Here is a 16,415-nt window from a genome sequence, read left to right as displayed (position 1 = left end):
GTGTCCGTTCGAGCCACCCTGACGGAGCCACCACATGGCGAAGGACCGCGCCCGTCCACCCGGGCCCAGCACCGCCCACCAAGACCTGCACAGCGAGCACGGGCCGCTGCGCGGGGAGCACCCCGGCCGTGCCCGGCAGCCCGTGATCAAGGTGGCGGACCTGGCCTGGCTGGAGTTCGAGAAGCCCGACCTGTCCCGCGCCGAGGTGTTCGCCCGCGACTTCGGCTTCGCCGTCGCCGCGCGCACCGCCCAGGCCCTGTACCTGCGCGGCACGCTGCCCGGTTCGGCGTGCGTGGTGCTGCGCCGCGGCCGCACCTCGCGGTTCCTCGGGCCGGCGTTCCGGGCCGCCGAGCGCGCGGACCTGGACCACCTGGCCCGGGCCGCCGGCCGTCCGGTCCGCGACCTCACCGAGTTCGGCGGCGGGCAGGTCGTGGACCTGACCGACCCGTCCGGCTTCCCGGTCCGCGTCGTCCACGGCACCGAGCAGCTCCCGGCCCTGCCCGAACAGCCCCCGCTCCTGCTCAACTTCGGTGGCAGCCGGGCCCGGACCAACGCCACCCAGCGCCCGCCGCGCGAACCCGCCCGCATCCAGCGGCTCGGCCACGTGGTCCTGGAGACACCGAGGTTCACCCAGGCCCTGGACTGGTACCTGGAAACCCTTGGCCTGATCGTCAGCGACTTCCTGTTCCTGGACGGGCGGCGCGACCGCGGGCCGACGATGGCGTTCATCCGCTGCGACCGGGGCAGCACCCCGGTCGACCACCACACCCTCGCGATGCACCTGGGCCCGCGCACCGGCTACGTCCACTCCGCCTACCAGGTCACCGACCTCGACGCGATCGCCGCCGGCGGTCAGTACCTCGCCGAGCGCGGCTACAAGCGCAGCTGGGGCATCGGCCGGCACATCCAGGGCAGCCAGCTCTTCGACTACTGGCGCGACCCGGACCGGCTGATGGTCGAGCACTTCGCCGACGGCGACCTGTTCTCCTGCGACCTGGAACCCGGCTGGGCCCCGATGTCCGCGAGCGGCCTGGCCCAGTGGGGCCCGCCCGCCACCCGTGACTTCCTCGGCGCCAACCCCACCCCCGCCCTGGTCCGCGAGGTGATGCGCGCCCTGCGCGCCGACAACGAGATCGACCCCGGCCGTCTGCTGGGCCTGATGAAAGCGATGAACCGATGAGCGTCAACGTCCTGCGCACCACCGACGGCTGGTACGCCGTCCGCGAGCAGCGCGCCGTCCGGGTGCAGAGCACTGCCGCCACCACCGCCGAGCTGCTGGCCGACCGGGACGCCGTCACCGCCGCCGCGCACAGCACCACCCCCGGCGTGCCGGTCGCCGACCTCGCGGTGCTCTCCCCCATCACCCCAGGGCGCCGGGTCGTCGCCCAGATGACGAACTTCGCGTCGCACGCGGCCGACGCGGGACTCGACCCGAAGAACGTCCCGCTCACCTTCTTCCGCAAGGCGTCCGGGTCGATCAGCGGCCCGTACGAGGACATCGTCAAGCCCGCCCACGTCCGGTTGCTCGACTACGAGGTGGAGATCGGCCTCGTCATCGGCGCACCGCTGCCGGTCGGCACCGAGGTCTCCGCCGCGAACCTCGCCGACCACGTCGCAGCCCTCGTGGTCACCAACGACGTCTCCGCCCGGGACCTGCAGCTGCCCAAGACCCAGTTCTACGAGGCCAAGTCCTACCCCACCTTCACCCCCACCGGACCGGCGCTGGTGCTGCTGGAGGAGGGCGACCTCGACCGTTTCGCGCAGCTGCGGCTGCGCCTGTGGGTCAACGGCGAGCTGCGGCAGGACATGCCCGCCTCCGACATGATCTACCGGCCGCTCGAAGCCCTCCGGGCGCTCAGCGGCTTCCAGCGGCTCGACCCCGGCGACCTGCTGCTCACCGGCACCCCGGTCGGCACCGCGCTCAGCGCGCCGCCCAAGCCGGTCGAGGTCCTCGGCTCGCTGCTGCCGGCCGCGACCAAGTGGCGCCTGTTCTTCAAGGCCCAGGCCAAGAACCCCAAGTACCTGCGACCCGGCGACCTGGTGGAGGCCGCCGTAGCCACCGACGACGGCACGCTCGACCTCGGCCGCCAGCGCACGACGGTGAGGTACGCCCGGTGACCGAGGACCTGCTGTGGCCCCGCTACGCCGCCCCCGACGACCTGGCCGCGATCGAGGCCGTCCCGCTCCAGGCGCGCGGTCTGCCCGGTTCGACGTACGACCTGCTCGTACGCGCGGCGAGCAGGTGGCCGGACCGCACCGCGCTCACGGTGCTGCCCGAGGCCGCCCGGTGGCGCGAGCCGGTGCGGCTGACCTTCGCCGACCTGCTGGAACGGGTGCACCGCTACGCCAACCTGCTGCACCGTCTGGGGGTACGGCGCGGCGACGCGGTGGCACTGATGGCGCTCAACTGCGCGGACCTCGTACCGGCCGTGCTGGCCGCGCAGCTCGCCGGGATCGCCGTGCCGCTCAACGGCGCGCTCGCCCCGGCCCACCTGGGCGAGCTGCTGCGGCGTTCCGGCGCCCGGGTCCTGATCACTGCGGGACCGGAGCTGGACCCGCAGGCGTGGGCGAAGGTCCCCGAGCTGACCGGCGCCCTGGACGCGGTCCTGGTGCTGCGCCCCACGGACGCGCAGGCCCCAGCGGCGCCGCTGCCCCGACTCGACGGAGTATTGGTCGGCGAACTGGCGGAGTTGTCCCAGGACCAGGACCCGTCCGGCTTCTCGGGCGACGAGCCCGCGGCGGGCGACCTGGCCGCGTTCTTCCACACCGGCGGCACCACCGGAACCCCGAAGCTCGCCGCCCACACCCACGAGAGCGAGGTCGCCAACGCCTGGATGATCGCCGCCAACTCGCTGCTCGACGGCGACGCGGTGATCTTCGCGGCCCTGCCCCTGTTCCACGTCAACGCCCTCGTGGTCACCCTGCTGGCGCCGCTGTTCAAGGGCCAGCAGGTGGTGTGGGCAGGGCCGCTCGGCTACCGCGAACCCGCCCTGTACGGGGAGTTCTGGTCGATAGTCGAGCACTACGGCATCGCGGCCATGAGCGCCGTGCCGACCGTCTACCAGGTGCTCGCCCAGTGCCCGGTCGGCACGGCGGACATCAGCAGCCTGCGGTACGCCATGGTCGGCGCGTCGCCGCTGCCCGACGCCGTCCGCGCCGCGTTCGAGGCCCGCACCAAGGTGACGCTGGTCGAGGGCTACGGCTTGACCGAGGCCACCTGTGCCAGCGCCCGCAGCTTCCCCGACGCGCCGCGCCCCGGCGCGGTCGGGCAGCGCATGCCCTACCAGCGGCTGAAGGTCGTCCACCCGGAATCGGGGGCGGAGCTGCCCGCCGGGCAGACCGGCCTGCTGGCGATCGCCGGCCCGACCGTGTTCGCCTGCTACGTCACCGGCCGCGACGCCCAGGGCCGTCCGGTCCTCGACGGCCTGGGCAAGCTCGTGGACGGCTGGCTCGACACCGGCGACCTGGCCCGACTCGACGCCGACGGGTTCGTCCACCTGGCCGGCCGTGCCAAGGACCTGATCATCCGCGGCGGCCACAACATCGACCCGGCTGTCATCGAGGACGCGCTGCTCACCCACCCGTACGTCACCGGTGCCGGCGCGGTCGGACGCCCCGACCCGCACGCGGGCGAGGTCCCGGTGGCGTACGTGACCCTCGCACCGGCTGCGGAGGTGAGCGAGGACGAGCTCCGCCGGTGGGCCGCCGAGCGCGTCCCGGAACGCGCGGCCGCACCGAAGTCCGTCACCGTCCTCGCCGCGCTGCCGGTGACGGACGTCGGCAAGCCCTACAAGCTCGCCCTGCGGGCGGACGCCACCCGGCTGGTTGTCGCAGAGGCCCTGGCCGGTCAAGGCTTCGGCATCGAAGTCGACGCGGCGGTCGAGGACGGGTCCGTCCTGGTCTCCGTCACCCTCGGCGCCGGTGACCGCGAGGCCATCAGAGCGGTCCTCGACCAGTACGCCCTGCGATGGACGTGGTCCCCGGCGACGCCCGGACCGGTGGCGCCATGACCCCCGACATCGTCCCGGTGGTCGTGATCGGCGCCGGTCCCACCGGCCTGACCGCGGCGACCCTGCTGGGCCAGTACGGCATCGAGACCCTCGTGCTGGACCGCTGGGCGTCGGTCTATCCACTGCCGCGGGCGGTGCACCTCGACGACGAGATCTACCGGCTGCTCGCCCGCCTCGGCACCGCCGAGCAGTTCGCCGCCATCTCCCGCCCCGCCCACGGCCTGCGGCTCCTGGACGGCGAGCTGCGGGTGCTGGCCGAGTTCCGGCGCGGCGCCGACCTCGGCCGCCACGGCCACCCCGAGGCCAACATGTTCGACCAGCCTCAACTGGAGGAGCTGCTGCGCGCCAACCTCGAACGGCACCCGACCGTCACCCTGCGCGGCAACACGGAGGTCACCGCGATCGAGCAGTCCGACGGCGGCACGGTGCGTGTACGGTTCACCGACCGGAGCACCGACGAGACCAGCACCGTGACGGCCGGCTACCTGCTCGGCTGCGACGGCGCCAACAGCCTGACCCGCGCGACGATCGGCTCCAGCATGCACGACCTGGCCTTCACACAGCGCTGGCTGGTCGTCGACGTCGCCACCGACGCCGACCTGGCCCAGTGGGAGGGCGTGCACCAGGTCTGCGACCCGGTACGTGCAGCCACCTACATGCGCATCGGCGCACGCCGCTACCGCTGGGAGTTCCAGCTCCTACCCGGCGAAACCGCCGACGACTACCGCGACATGACCCGCCTGCAACCCCTCATCCGACCCTGGACGCACAACGTCCCCGCAGACGAACTGGAGATCGTCCGCACGGCCGAGTACACCTTCCGCGCCCAGATCGCCGACCACTGGCGCAAACAGCACGTCTTCCTGCTCGGCGACGCCGCCCACCTCACCCCGCCCTTCATCGGCCAGGGCATGGGCGCCGGCCTGCGCGACGCCGCCAACCTCACCTGGAAACTCGCCGCCGTCCTCGACGGCCGCCTCCCCGAACACGCGCTGGACAGCTACGAGGCCGAACGCAAACCCCACACCCGCTCGATGATCACCCTCGCGAAGCTGATCGGCACCGCCATGACCGCCGGCGGGGACACCGGCAACGCCCTGCGCCGCATCCTCTCACCCCACCTGTACCGGGTACCCGGCCTGAGCAACCGCATCCTCGACAGCCGGACCCCGGCCCTGCACCGGTCCATCCTGGTGGACCGTAGGCGGCTCGGGCTCGGGCTCGGGCTCGGCCTCGCCGGACATCTGTGCCCCAACGCCCAGCTACCGGACGGCCGACGCTTCGACGACCTGGCCGCCGGCCGCTACGCGCTGGTCACCTCCGCAGCCGCCACCCCCTCCCTGCAAGCCGAGGTCCACGACCGCGGTGCCGTCCTGGTCACCGTCACCCCCGGCACCGCCCTGCACCGCTGGCTCCACCGTGGCCACACCACAGCGGCGCTCGTCCGCCCCGACGGCACCGTCCAGCGCACCGCACGCGACCCGAATGCCCTGTGCGAGTTCCTCCCTTCACCGCCCCCCGCAGAGGTGTCTCGTGATCGATCTTGTGACTGGTCGAGACGAGTTGACGGACGCGGCATGGGAGCCGGCTGAGCCCCTATTGCCGCAGTGGACACCGCGGCTGTCCGTGGCGCGATCACCGCCAAGCGGTTGGCTCTCACCTCTGCACGAGTGAAGCGGCTCCACGCCGACCTGCGGGGTGACGCGGCCGAGCTGGTCGCCGCGTAGTCCGGAGAGCTCTACGTAGCGCCCTCCGGCGAGTAACCGGGGGCACTCGCAGCGGGTGCGCGTGGCCTCAGTAGCAGACCGAGAACGTGGCGTCGGCTCGGCCGGTGGTGGTGGAGATCGGGTCGATGCGCAGCTGATAGGCGTAGTGGCGGATGTAGCGGTCAGGGAAGTTGTACGACTGGAACGACGACCAGGTCGGGTCGGCGAGGCCGGCGACCTGACGGAACGTCGCGTCCTCCGCGAACCGGGTGGTGCCGTCGTTACGGACGAGCTGGAAGTCGTAGTTGGAGTGGCGCAGGAAGTAGCCGGGGAAGTTCACCGACTCGAAGGAGACCGTTCCGGTGCCCGCGAGACCCGGGCGCAGCCGGAACCGGGAGTCGTCCAGCGGGCTGACGTTCGGGTCGATCCGGACGTCGAAGTTGCTCTGGCGGACGTACCGGTCCTGGAAGTTGAAGGACTGGAGCCGCTGGGCGGGGGTGTTGGGCCAGCGGGCGAGCACCCGGCTCTCCTCGGCCGCCGTCAGGGTGGTGATGGCACCGTGGCGCTTGGCGGTGCCGCCCATGTCGTAGGCGGTGGAGGGCTGGAGCCGGTAGGTGCTGACGTCGAACGGGTTGGTCGTCAGGATCGGCCGGTACTCGCGTACGCCCTGCGGGTTGTTGTAGTCGATGTAGAGGGCCCACTCGTTGCGGTCCCTGAACTTCATCCAGACCGGGCCTTCGACCACGTTGCCGGTGAGGCCGATGCTGGAGAGGTTGCCGAGGTTGGTCCACGTCCCCAGGATCGAGTTGCTGCCCTCGACGTTGTTCTGGCCGTCGCCGGAGACCCGCAGGTAACGGTAGGGGCCGGTACCTGCGGGCACCTCGGTCATCTGGGTGTCGACGACCGGCGTGGCGCCGGGCGGGTCGATCCAGATCTGCGGGGTGGTGATGGTGCGGAAGTCCGTGGTGCGGGCGGAGTAGATGCGGTACTTGAAGACGCCGTTCACGGTGGCGTTCGTCGCCCAGTACAGGACGAAGTCGTTGGTCTCGGGGTTCCAGATCGCCTCCGGCGCCCAGGCGTTCTTCCCACCGGGGATCAGTCCGGCGGCGCCGAGCAGCCACGGCTTCGACCACGTCACCAGGTCCGTCGACTCCCACACCACGAAGTCGGGGCTGCCGTTCTGGTAGGTCGAGCCGCAGCGGATGCACAGGTCGGTCGCGATGATCCAGTACCGGCTGCCGTCGGGAGAGCGCACCAGTGCGGGGTCGCGCACTCCCTTCGTGCCGATCGTGGAGTCCAGGACCGGCGCCCCGCCGTTGAGGTCGCTCCAGTGCAGGCCGTCCGTGCTGTGCGCGAGGTACAGCATCTGACCGGTCGCGGAATCGCCGGTGAAGTGGACCATCAGGTAGCCGGGATCGGCGGCGGCCGCCCGCTGGGCTGCGGACAGGGCTTGGCCTGTGAAGAGGAGGCAGACGGCGAGCAGCATCACCGACAGCCGGGCGCGAAGCGCGGACATGGACATCTCCTGATCGTTCTGTGCGTGCACCAGGGCGAAGGGAGGAACTGGGGTGGTGGGCGGGCTCGGTCTCGGCGGGGCGGGACACGGTCGGCCCCGCACCACACAGCGGGAACAAGGCCGCCGGCCGACCGTCCCTTCCGAGAGCGACACGTGTCGGCGTGGTGACGGCAGGAGTGCGCAGCCCGGATCGTGAGCGGTCGGGCAACGCCCTTTCCAGGTCGCTCGTGTGAACCGGAAGTGACGCCGCTGTTTCGCTCCGGTGAGATTGTTAGCGTTAACAATTTGGTCGACAAGAGGAAGTACTCGCTGTTACCCGATCTTGATCTGCTTGGCCCTGCCCATCGCCAACGGCGCCGTGACCGTTCTCCTGACGGTCGGTCAGTGAGCACCGCCGGCGAAGCGGGCGTGAGCTCGCGCCCCGGTGCGCGGGTTCACACTTGTCCACTGGTCACGCCCACGGCACCGAGCCCCGGGCGGCGCTCAAGCGGGCGCTCCAGGTCGGTCTTCGCCCGCACACCCTCCTGCGCGGTGAGGGCGGTGGATCGAGGCAGGCCCATCCGAGTTCTTACGAATCGAGTCGTTTCCTTGCCGGTGTCCGGCCTGTCGGGTGTGAACTGTGCGACCTCCGCTGTGTGGTCTGCGGTGGGGTGTTGCGCAGGCGAGCGCCGCAGGGCTCCCGGCTTCGCCGAGGAGGCGGGGAGCCCTGAGGTCGGCCCGGGGGAGGCAGCCCGCCGGACCGGGCTGCGTCCTTCGCGGACCAGGTCAGTCCACGTCGACCACCTTCCACAACTGGCTGTCGGCGTTGGTGTCCGTCGCCTGGACGAGCTGAGTGCCTCCCGAGGACACGTCGAGCACCTTGCCGCTGTTCACGTTCTTGATCTTGTAGTAGCCGTTTCCGGTGGCGACCGGTGTCCAGTGCTGGTCCGCGGCGTTGGTGTCGGCCGACTGGACGACGGACGCGCCGTCCGCGGTGGAAGCACCGCTGACGTCCATGACCAGGGCACTGTTCCGGTTGGTGACCTTGTAACTGCCGTCACCCACCGGGACGAAGCGCCAGTTCTGGTTCCCGGCTCCGGAGTCGGTCCACTGGATGACGTCGGCTCCGGCGGACAACGATCCGCCCGAGACGTCGACCGCCTTGGAGCCGCTCTTGTCGACCATCTTGTGGTTGGCGTTCGTCGCGGGGAACGAGATGGGGGCGAACGCGTCCACCGCGCAGACGGCGGAGGAGGCGGCGGTGTTCTTCGTCCCTGTGCACACCACCCTGATCGTGTGCGGGCCCGCGGCCAGGTCCGTCTTCTCGAACAGCGGCACCTGCTTCGTCACGGTCGGGGCGTACGCGTCGATGCCGGCCCGGGCCAAGGTGCCGTCGATGTAGACGTCCACCTTGCCCATGTTCGGCTGCGTCATGCCGAGGTACCGCACGCCCGAGCCGGTGAACGAGAACTCGGCGTAGTCGCCCGCGGTGCTCGTGAACTTCTCGGACCCGTTCATGTCCTTCGTGTCGTTCCAGTTCGACCAGGTCCCGGAGTAGGTCACGCCCGCGGCCTTGTCGTCGACGTGGTTCCAGCGCTGTCGCACGAGGGTGTTCGACGCGGCGGACGCGTTCCCCTGGGCGTCCACGACGTAGAGGCGGTAGTCGCCCGCCGCCTGCGGAACGCTGATCCGCGTCGAGGCGCCGCTCGCGCTGGTCATGGTGGGACCGGCGGCGAACGTCGTCGTACCGGCGGGAGCCAGCCAGAGCGTCTTGGCCGCGTCCCCGGGGCTGCGCACCGGAACACTCATCACGCCCGTGCCGGCGAACGTGCTCGCGGGCAGGGTGTAGTCCTGGAGAGCCGCCGCTCTGCTCCGGGGGACGAGGTTCTTGTAGGCGTCCTCCAGACCCGCGTTCAGGGCGATGCCGTACGCCTGCGACGGCCACACGTTGTCCCCGTACCCCCGCACGTCCTGGATCGTGCTGTTCGGGACGTTCCTGCCGGCGATCTTGTTGACGGTGCCGTAGTTGTTGGTGATGGTCAGGTCGTGTTGCCGGCCCCAGGTGCCGGAGTTGACGGTGTACGCCAGACCCGGGTCGACGTCGAACACGTTGTCGTGCTCGTTGATGAAGGCGGAGCCCTCATCGGGGTGCAGGCCGTACTTGTGGCCCGCAGGGACACCCTTGATGTAGTTGCCGCTGATCTCCGTTCCCGGCTGGCTGCCCAGCGTGTAGATGGGAGCGGAGTCGCCGAGCACCTGCATCGTGTCGAGGATCTGGTTGTACTTGACGGTGTTGTTCTTCGCCGTGGTGGTCGGGTTCCCGGGATTGACGGAGTTCGTCGAACCGTCGAAGTTCCACCAGCCCCAGCCGAGGGTGATGCCCGCCCACGGGGACTTCTCGATCCGGTTGTGCTGCACGGACAGGGACTCGACGAAGTACGCCGACACGGGGCTGGAGCCCTGGAACAATACCGCGCTGTCGTAGAGGTAGTTGTCCGTGATCGAGATGTTCTTGCAGAGCCCCTCGACGTTCACCGGGTACTTCTCGTGGTCGGCCGAGGTGTAGTCCCCGATGTACACGTGCTGGGGGTGCCCCACGGTGATCGCGGAGCCGGCTGTGTCATTCGTGACGTTGCCGGTCAACTGTGAGTCCGTCACGTCGTTGGCCAGGGTGATCCCGTCGGCACCGGTGTGCTGCACCGTGTTGCCCTGCAGGACGATCCCGTCGGCGTTCTCGAGCTGGACGGCCGCGGGCGGCAGGTCGACGTTGCGGTAGGTGTAGGCGTGGAAGTTCTTCCTCGCGTACACGGTCGAGCTCGCGTTGCCCTGTGTTCCCTGCCGGAAGACGGAGCCCGCGACATTGACCAGGTTCCAGTCGGAGTGCTCGACCGTGAGCCCGGAGAACGTGATGTTCCGCGCGTGGTCGGTGGTCGACGTGCCGGCGATCTTGAGGAGGGTGGACAGGTTGTTCGGCGCGAAGACCTTCGCCGTGGCCATGTCCTCGGAGCCGGACTTGTAGTAGTACAGCGTGTGGGTGCTCTTGTCGAAGTAGAACTCGCCCGGCTGGTCCAGGAACTCGTACGCGTTCATGAACGTGTGACTGCCGCTGGCTTTGAACGGGCCGTACGGCGGTGCCTGGGCGATGGCCGCACCCGGCTGCTGGAACAGGGCCACGCGGTTGGCACCGTCCGGGCTCGTGGTGATCTGGCGGACACCCACGATGGCCGTGGTCCAGGTCGTCGCCGACTCGATCTCGACGTCGTCCTGGTTGGACGCGACGGCCGGCAGGTCGGAGAGGCCGTACTTGGCCCCGTCGCACTGCGAACCCGACTCCCAGGCCCAGGGAGCCTGGCCTGCCGTGACCGTGTAAGTCCCGTAGCAACCGGTCGTGTTGATCGTCTTCGACGCCATCTGGGCGCGCTTGTCGTTGACGTAGAGCGCGCGGAGCTTGTCGTCCCGGTCGAGGGTGGCCTTCCAGATGTTCCCGCTGTGCTGGGTCCACCCCGACACCTGAACGCCTCCGTCCAGGACCGGCTTCTCGCCCGGGAAGGCGGCGTACACGACACGGTGACCGTTCGTGCCGGAGTCGGCCGAGGTGAAGTCGACGGTGCTGCTCATCGGGTAAGTACCGCCCCGGAGAAGGACGTTGATGTCCCCGGTCATGTTGCCGTCGACCGTGCGCACGACGTCCCGCGCGTGCTGGAGGGTCCTGAACGGCGCCGTGACGGTACCGGGGTTGGCGTCGTCACCGCCGGGGGCGACGTAGTACGTCGCCTGGGCCGAGGCCGAGGCCGGGGGCGGTGCGGCGAGGGAGGTCAGTAGCGTTACGGAGACGGCCGTCGCAAGCGCCACTGGCGCCTTGCGGACGACGGAGCTGAGGGGTTTCATCCTGATCCATCCTGGCGGCTCGGACGGTCGAGCAGACGCTCATAGCGGCTCGGCGACTTCTGTGGGTGAAATTAGCCGACCTATCATGAGCCCAGTCAAGGGTTTATGCAGGGTTCATTTCGACAGCACGGTGCGGTGAGACTATAAAGGATGGGATTGTGTCTGGTAAATCCCTGGATGCCCCTTATCGCTCGGTGTCATTGACAGGCAATCTCGCTGGCAAATGAGTAGTACTCATAGCTGACGTGCGAACAAGTCGGCCGCGCTGCCCATCGGGCGGCGGGGCCGGCGGGGGAGCGTCAGATCACGGTGGTGGTCCTGGAGCGCCGGACGCCCGGCTCCGCGTAGGCGGCCGCACAGCGGCACAGCCCGGCGAACTGCCCGTCGGCGCGGCCGTCCGGCCCGCGAACGCCGTGTACCCGGCCTCGGTGACCTTCGCGTCGAAGACCGGCTCGCCGGTATCGGGATCCACGAACGCTTCCGCGTCCCGGATCGGCGTCCACGCGGCCTCGGGAATGGCCGCGGTCTTGAGGACCGCCCCGGCTGTTCACGGGTGGTCGGTCATTCCTCGGTGGGGCCGAGGTCGGGCTGCTCGCGCAGTTCCACCGTGCGGTCGAGGCTCGTGGTGTGCAGTTCGAGTACGGTGATCTCGTTCGGCCCCGGGCGCAGGACGGGGCCGGGTACGTACAGGGAGCGCTGGGGGCCGCGGGACCAGTGGCGGCCGAGGTGGAAGCCGTTGATCCAGACGTTGCCCTTGGTCCAGTCGGGCAGGTGGACGAAGGCGTCGGCCGGTTCCTCGACGTCGAAGGTGCCCCTGTGGAAGACCGGCCCGACGGCGGGCCCCTCGGTGGGTGCGAAGGCGAGGCCGCCGAGGTCGGTCAGGGGCAGCGGGCGGTTGGTCCAGCCCGTCAGTTCGGTGCCGTTGAGCAGGACGGGGCCGAGCAGGCCCTTGCGGTCGTGCATTCCTCGGCCGTAGTTCACGCGGCCCTGGTTCTCCACCAGGACGCGCAGCACGCTTCGGGCAGCGGGGGCGGTGAACGCGATGGCCCGTTCGTGGTTCTCCCGTTCGAGCACGCCGATGGGCTGTCCGTCGACGAAGACCTGGGCGCGGTCGCGGACGCCGTCCAGTTCCAGCAGCGCGGGGCCTGCGGTCGGCAGGGTCGCCTCGTAGAGGACGTAGCCGAAGCCCTGACCCAACCGCTCCATGGTGAGCGGGTGTTCGGACGTCTCTGCGCTGCCGAGGGCCGACAGGACGGTGAACAGTGGTGCGGTGTCGGTGAGCGTCACCCTGGCCGCGGGGAGCTTCGGCGCGGGGGCCGGCACCGGCCCGGCCGGTACCGGGGCGTACTTGGCGATGACGTCGCGGAAGGCGTGGTACCCGGGGACGAGCGCGCCTGGGACGTCGACGATCAGTTCCTGCTCGGGCCCGACGTGCTGGCGGCGCCCGTGTACGAGGCGGGCGCCCGTTCCCGCCGGGTGTACCTGCCGTCCGGCGCCCGCTGGCTCGACCCGGCCACCGGGCAGGTGTCCCAAGACGGTGGCACCCTCGACGTCGACGCCCCGCTGGAACGCATCCCCGTCCTCGTGCGCGAGGGAGCCGACCTCGCAGCGGTCCTGTGCTGACGGGCCATCAGGCCCACGGGAGGGCTTCTCCCGAACGCAGGTGCTCGCTCAGCCACTGGGCGGTGTTGCTGACGTGCAGCAGGGCGGCGGCCTGACTGAGCGAGGCGTCGCGGATCGACAGCGCCCGGAGGATCGCCTCGTGCTCGGCGATGGTCCGGTCCGAGGCCTGGGCGTCGACCAGACCGCGCCAGGTTCGGGCGCGCAAGGTCCGCCCGGAGATGCCCTCCAGGAGCGTGAGCAGCGTCTCGTTGCCCGTGGCCGCGATGACGGCGCGGTGGAACGCGGCGTCATGGGCGTTGAGCAGCTCCACGTCGTCACGGGCTTCGCGCATGGCCTCCAGGTGCCGCTCGACCTCGGCCAGCTGCTCGTCGGAGATCCGGGTGGCGGCCAGCGCTGTGGCGACCGGTTCCAGGAGCCGCCGCACCTCGAAGAGGTCCTGCACCGCGGCGGAGTCGCCCTGCAGCAGTTCCACCGCACCGCCGAGCCCCTCCAGGAGGAGGCTCGGCTGCAGGCTGGTCACGTAGGTGCCGTCGCCCCGTCGGACCTCCAGGACCCGGGCGACGGCCAACGCCTTCACGGCCTCCCGTGCGAGATTGCGGGAGAGGCCGAGCTGGGCGGCCAGCTCCTGCTCCGGCGGGAGCTTCGAGCCTGGGGGCAGCGCTCCGCTGCGGATCAGCTCCCGGATCCGCGCGATGGCCTTGTCCGTCAGCGACACCGTGCGCTCCTTCCGGCCCTGATCGCGACGGGCACGTCCGACCTGATGAGTTCCTGGGCGCGCAGATCGTCCCAGAGGGCCTGGGGGATGTGCTGACTGTGGAGTTCCACGTTCCGTCCGACCTGTTCCGCGGTCCGCATGCCGAGAGTGACGTTGATGATACTGGGATGGCTGTACGGGAAGGCGACCGCGGCGGCGGGCAAGGTCGTACCGTGCTCCGCGCAGACCTCGGCGATCGCCCGGGCGCGGGTCACCACGGCCGGGGGAGCCTCCCGGTAGTCGTACTTCATGCCGTCGGCCGGCCGGTCGCGGGAGAGCAGTCCGGAGTTGAACGCGCCGACCGCGACGACGCTCTTGCCGCCCTGGAAGCTGAGCAGCGAGGCCGTGAAGATGATCTTGCCCTGGCCGCGGGCCACGGCCCGGCCGATGCCGCGCCGGCGCCGGTGACGACGGCGAGCCGGCCGGTCGGGTCGAAGGCGCTCATGCCGAAACCTCCTGGGTGTCGTCGGTGCAGTCCACGAGGATCTTCATCACGTCGCCGCCGCCCTCCAGGGCCTCGAACGCCGCGGGTGCCTCGGTGAGCGGCACGACCTTGCTGATCAGCCGCTCGGCCGGGATCGTGCCGTCGGCGACCAGCGCCACCGCCCGCTCGAAGTCGCAGCGGTCGTACAGCCGGGCCCCCACCAGGGTGAGCTCGCGCCAGAAGAAGCGGTGCAGGTTGACCTCGCGGGGCCGGGGGTGGATCGCCACCAGGCACAGCCGGCCGCGTACGCCCAGCACCTCCACCGCGGTGTCGACACCGGCCGCCGCACCGGACACCTCGAACGCGACGTCCGCGCCCGCGCCGCCGGTCCACTCCCGGACCGCCTCGACGACGTCCCCGTCCGCCGGGTCCCAGGTGGCCAGCCCCGACTCCTCGGCCAGCTTCCGCCGGTGGGCGCTCAGCTCCACCACCCGGACCTCGGCCCCGGCCGCCCGCGCCACCAGCGCGATCAGGATCCCGACCGGACCGCCGCCGACGACGACGACCCGCTCACCGGCCCGCACCTCGGCCCGCCCGACATCGTGCACGGCCACCGCGGTGGGCTCCACCAGCGCGGCCCGGTCCAGCGCCAGCGAGTCCGGCAGCCGGATCAGCGTGTCGGCGGGGACGGTCCAGCGCTGCTGCATGGCGCCCGGCGAGTCGATGCCGATGAAGTCCAGGTTCTGGCAGACGTGCCGGTGGCCGCTCAGACACGCGGGGCAGGTGCCGTCCCAGCGCAGCGGCATCACCGTCACCGCGTCCCCGGGCCGCCAGCCCTCCACCCCGGCGCCCACCGCGAGCACCCGGCCGGACATCTCGTGGCCCAGGACCGCCGGCGCGGCGACCCGGGCGTCCATGTCGCCGTGGAAGATGTGCAGATCGGTACCGCAGATCCCCACGTACGCGGGAGCCAGCAGCACTTCGCCGGGGCCGGGCTCGGACGGCTCGACCGGAGCCGTGTCCAGCGTACGAGCGGCCGTGTAACGGACAGCAAGCGTCATTTCCTCAGGGTCCCTTCAGCGCGGACGCCGATGGTCAGCAGCAGGTTGGCATGAGTGCGGGTGCCGGCGGCGAGGTCAGGCGCGGGCGGTCCAGACCGGGCCGTCGGGGTAGGTGTACTCCTTGAGTGAGGCCGGGTGCATCTGTGCGCTCAACCCGGGCAGGGTCGGCGCGAGGTAGCGGCCCTCGGCGATGCGGACGGGGTCGACGAAGTGCTCGTGCAGGTGGTCGACGTACTCGATGACCCGGTCCTCGGTGCTGCCGCTGACCGCGACGTAATCGAACATCGACAGGTGCTGGACCATCTCGCAGAGCCCCACACCACCGGCGTGCGGGCACACCGGGACCCCGAACTTCGCGGCCAGCAGGAGGATCGCGAGGTTCTCGTTGACGCCGCCGACCCGTGCGGAGTCGATCTGCACGATGTCCACCGCGCCGGCCTGGAGCAGCTGCTTGAAGACGACCCGGTTGGCGATGTGCTCGCCGGTGGCGACCTTGATGGGGCTGACGGCGTTGCGGACGGCCGCGTGGCCGAGGATGTCGTCGGGGGAGGTGGGCTCCTCGATCCAGTACGGGTCGAAGGGGGCGAGGGCGCGCATCCAGTCGATCGCCGGTGCGACGTCCCACCGCTGGTTGGCGTCGACGGCGATGCGGATGTCCGGGCCGACCGCCTTCCGGGCCGCACGCATGCGCCGGACGTCGTCCGCCAGGTCCGCGCCGACCTTCAGCTTGATCTGGGTGAAGCCGTCGGCGACGGCCTCGTTGGCGAGGCGGGTCAGCTTCTCGTCGGAGTAGCCGAGCCAGCCGGGGGTGGTGGTGTAGGCGGGGTAGCCGCGCTCCAGAAGACGGGCGATGCGCTCCTGTCGGCCCGGTTCGGCGCGGCGCAGGATCTCCAGCGCCTCCTCAGGGGTGAGGGCGTCGCTGAGCCAGCGGAAGTCGACCTGGGCGACCAGGTCCTCGGGGGACATCTCGGCGAGGAAGCGCCAGACCGGCTGGCCGGCGCGCTTGGCGGCGAGGTCCCAGGCGGCGTTGACGACGGCTCCGGTGGCCATGTGGATGGCCCCCTTCTCCGGCCCGAGCCACCGCAGTTGGGGGTCGTGGACGAGAGTTCGGGCGAACTCTCCGAGGTCGGCGCAGACCTCCTCGACGGACAGGCCGACCACGTACGGGGCGAGGGCCGCGATGGCGGCGGCCTGCACGTCGTTGCCGCGTCCGGTGGTGAAGGCGAGGGCGTGGCCGTCGAGCCCGTCGCCGGCGTCGGTGCGCAGCACCACGTAGGCGGCGGAGTAGTCGGGCTCGGGGTTCATCGCGTCCGAGCCGTCCAGGTGCTCGGAGGTGGGGAAGCGGACGTCCAGGACGTCCAGGGAGGTGATGCGGGCGGATTCGGGCACGGCGGCAACTCCTGGGAAAAGGAAGGGATTTGACCCTGATGGCGGGTGGTGGGCGTGACGGCGGA

General features: G+C 70.8%; 11 protein-coding genes and 1 pseudogene. 5 read left to right on the top strand and 7 right to left on the bottom strand.

The genetic code is table 11. The features are described 5' to 3' along the window. Positions 1-34: 34 nt before the first annotated feature. The 4 genes from ACYP53_RS24540 to mhpA are packed head-to-tail and all read left to right on the top strand — an operon-like array spanning position 35 to position 5,602. Positions 35-1,180 carry a VOC family protein gene (locus tag ACYP53_RS24540; RefSeq protein ID WP_459648977.1) on the top strand — a complete coding sequence of 382 codons (1,146 nt, stop codon included), beginning with the start codon at positions 35-37 and terminating at the stop codon, positions 1,178-1,180. Continuing rightward, complete coding sequence (locus ACYP53_RS24535; RefSeq protein WP_459648976.1) at positions 1,177-2,118, top strand: fumarylacetoacetate hydrolase family protein; 942 nt, start codon at positions 1,177-1,179, stop codon at positions 2,116-2,118. Before ACYP53_RS24540 ends, ACYP53_RS24535 begins: the two co-directional genes overlap by 4 nt. Further along, on the top strand, positions 2,115-4,010 hold the full coding sequence (locus ACYP53_RS24530; RefSeq protein WP_459648975.1) for an acyl-CoA synthetase: 1,896 nt from the start codon (positions 2,115-2,117) through the stop codon (positions 4,008-4,010). Before ACYP53_RS24535 ends, ACYP53_RS24530 begins: the two co-directional genes overlap by 4 nt. Further along, complete coding sequence (gene mhpA, locus ACYP53_RS24525; RefSeq protein ID WP_459648974.1) at positions 4,007-5,602, top strand: bifunctional 3-(3-hydroxy-phenyl)propionate/3-hydroxycinnamic acid hydroxylase MhpA; 1,596 nt, start codon at positions 4,007-4,009, stop codon at positions 5,600-5,602. The genes ACYP53_RS24530 and mhpA overlap by 4 nt, the downstream gene beginning before the upstream one ends. A gap of 202 nt (positions 5,603-5,804) precedes the next feature. Here mhpA and ACYP53_RS24520 read toward each other — a convergent pair whose 3' ends face one another. The 3 genes from ACYP53_RS24520 to ACYP53_RS24510 form a co-directional block, all read right to left on the bottom strand. After that, positions 5,805-7,232, bottom strand: a complete 1,428-nt coding sequence (locus ACYP53_RS24520; protein WP_459648973.1) for a glycoside hydrolase family 43 protein — start codon at positions 7,230-7,232, stop codon at positions 5,805-5,807. Positions 7,233-7,997: 765 nt separating this feature from the next. Further along, entirely contained in the window at positions 7,998-11,099 is a 3,102-nt protein-coding gene (locus tag ACYP53_RS24515; RefSeq protein WP_459648972.1) for an RICIN domain-containing protein, read from the bottom strand. A gap of 561 nt (positions 11,100-11,660) precedes the next feature. Then, entirely contained in the window at positions 11,661-12,386 is a 726-nt protein-coding gene (locus tag ACYP53_RS24510) for a beta galactosidase jelly roll domain-containing protein (RefSeq protein ID WP_459648971.1), read from the bottom strand. Between the two features lie 84 nt (positions 12,387-12,470). On the opposite strand from ACYP53_RS24510, the gene ACYP53_RS24505 reads away from it, so the two are divergent. Continuing rightward, positions 12,471-12,722, top strand: coding sequence for a hypothetical protein (locus tag ACYP53_RS24505; protein WP_459648970.1), 252 nt, complete (start codon positions 12,471-12,473; stop codon positions 12,720-12,722). 7 nt (positions 12,723-12,729) lie between these two features. Here ACYP53_RS24505 and ACYP53_RS24500 read toward each other — a convergent pair whose 3' ends face one another. The 4 genes and pseudogenes from ACYP53_RS24500 to ACYP53_RS24485 form a co-directional block, all read right to left on the bottom strand. Continuing rightward, positions 12,730-13,437, bottom strand: coding sequence for a FadR/GntR family transcriptional regulator (locus ACYP53_RS24500; protein WP_459648969.1), 708 nt, complete (start codon positions 13,435-13,437; stop codon positions 12,730-12,732). Next, a pseudogene (locus ACYP53_RS24495) lies at positions 13,428-13,796 on the bottom strand (aldo/keto reductase); the annotation flags it as partial. The gene ACYP53_RS24500 and the pseudogene ACYP53_RS24495, both read right to left, overlap by 10 nt. Positions 13,797-13,917: 121 nt before the next feature. Next, positions 13,918-14,961 carry a zinc-dependent alcohol dehydrogenase gene (locus ACYP53_RS24490; protein WP_459648968.1) on the bottom strand — a complete coding sequence of 348 codons (1,044 nt, stop codon included), beginning with the start codon at positions 14,959-14,961 and terminating at the stop codon, positions 13,918-13,920. A gap of 75 nt (positions 14,962-15,036) precedes the next feature. After that, positions 15,037-16,350 (bottom strand): L-fuconate dehydratase, encoded by a 1,314-nt coding sequence (locus ACYP53_RS24485; RefSeq protein ID WP_459648967.1) that lies wholly within the window; start codon positions 16,348-16,350, stop codon positions 15,037-15,039. Positions 16,351-16,415 lie beyond the last annotated feature (65 nt).

It is taken from the genome of Kitasatospora sp. Ki12 (genome assembly GCF_054601375.1).
Note: the sequence above shows the minus strand (reverse complement) of the source record. Positions and strands in the feature narration are given on the sequence as shown.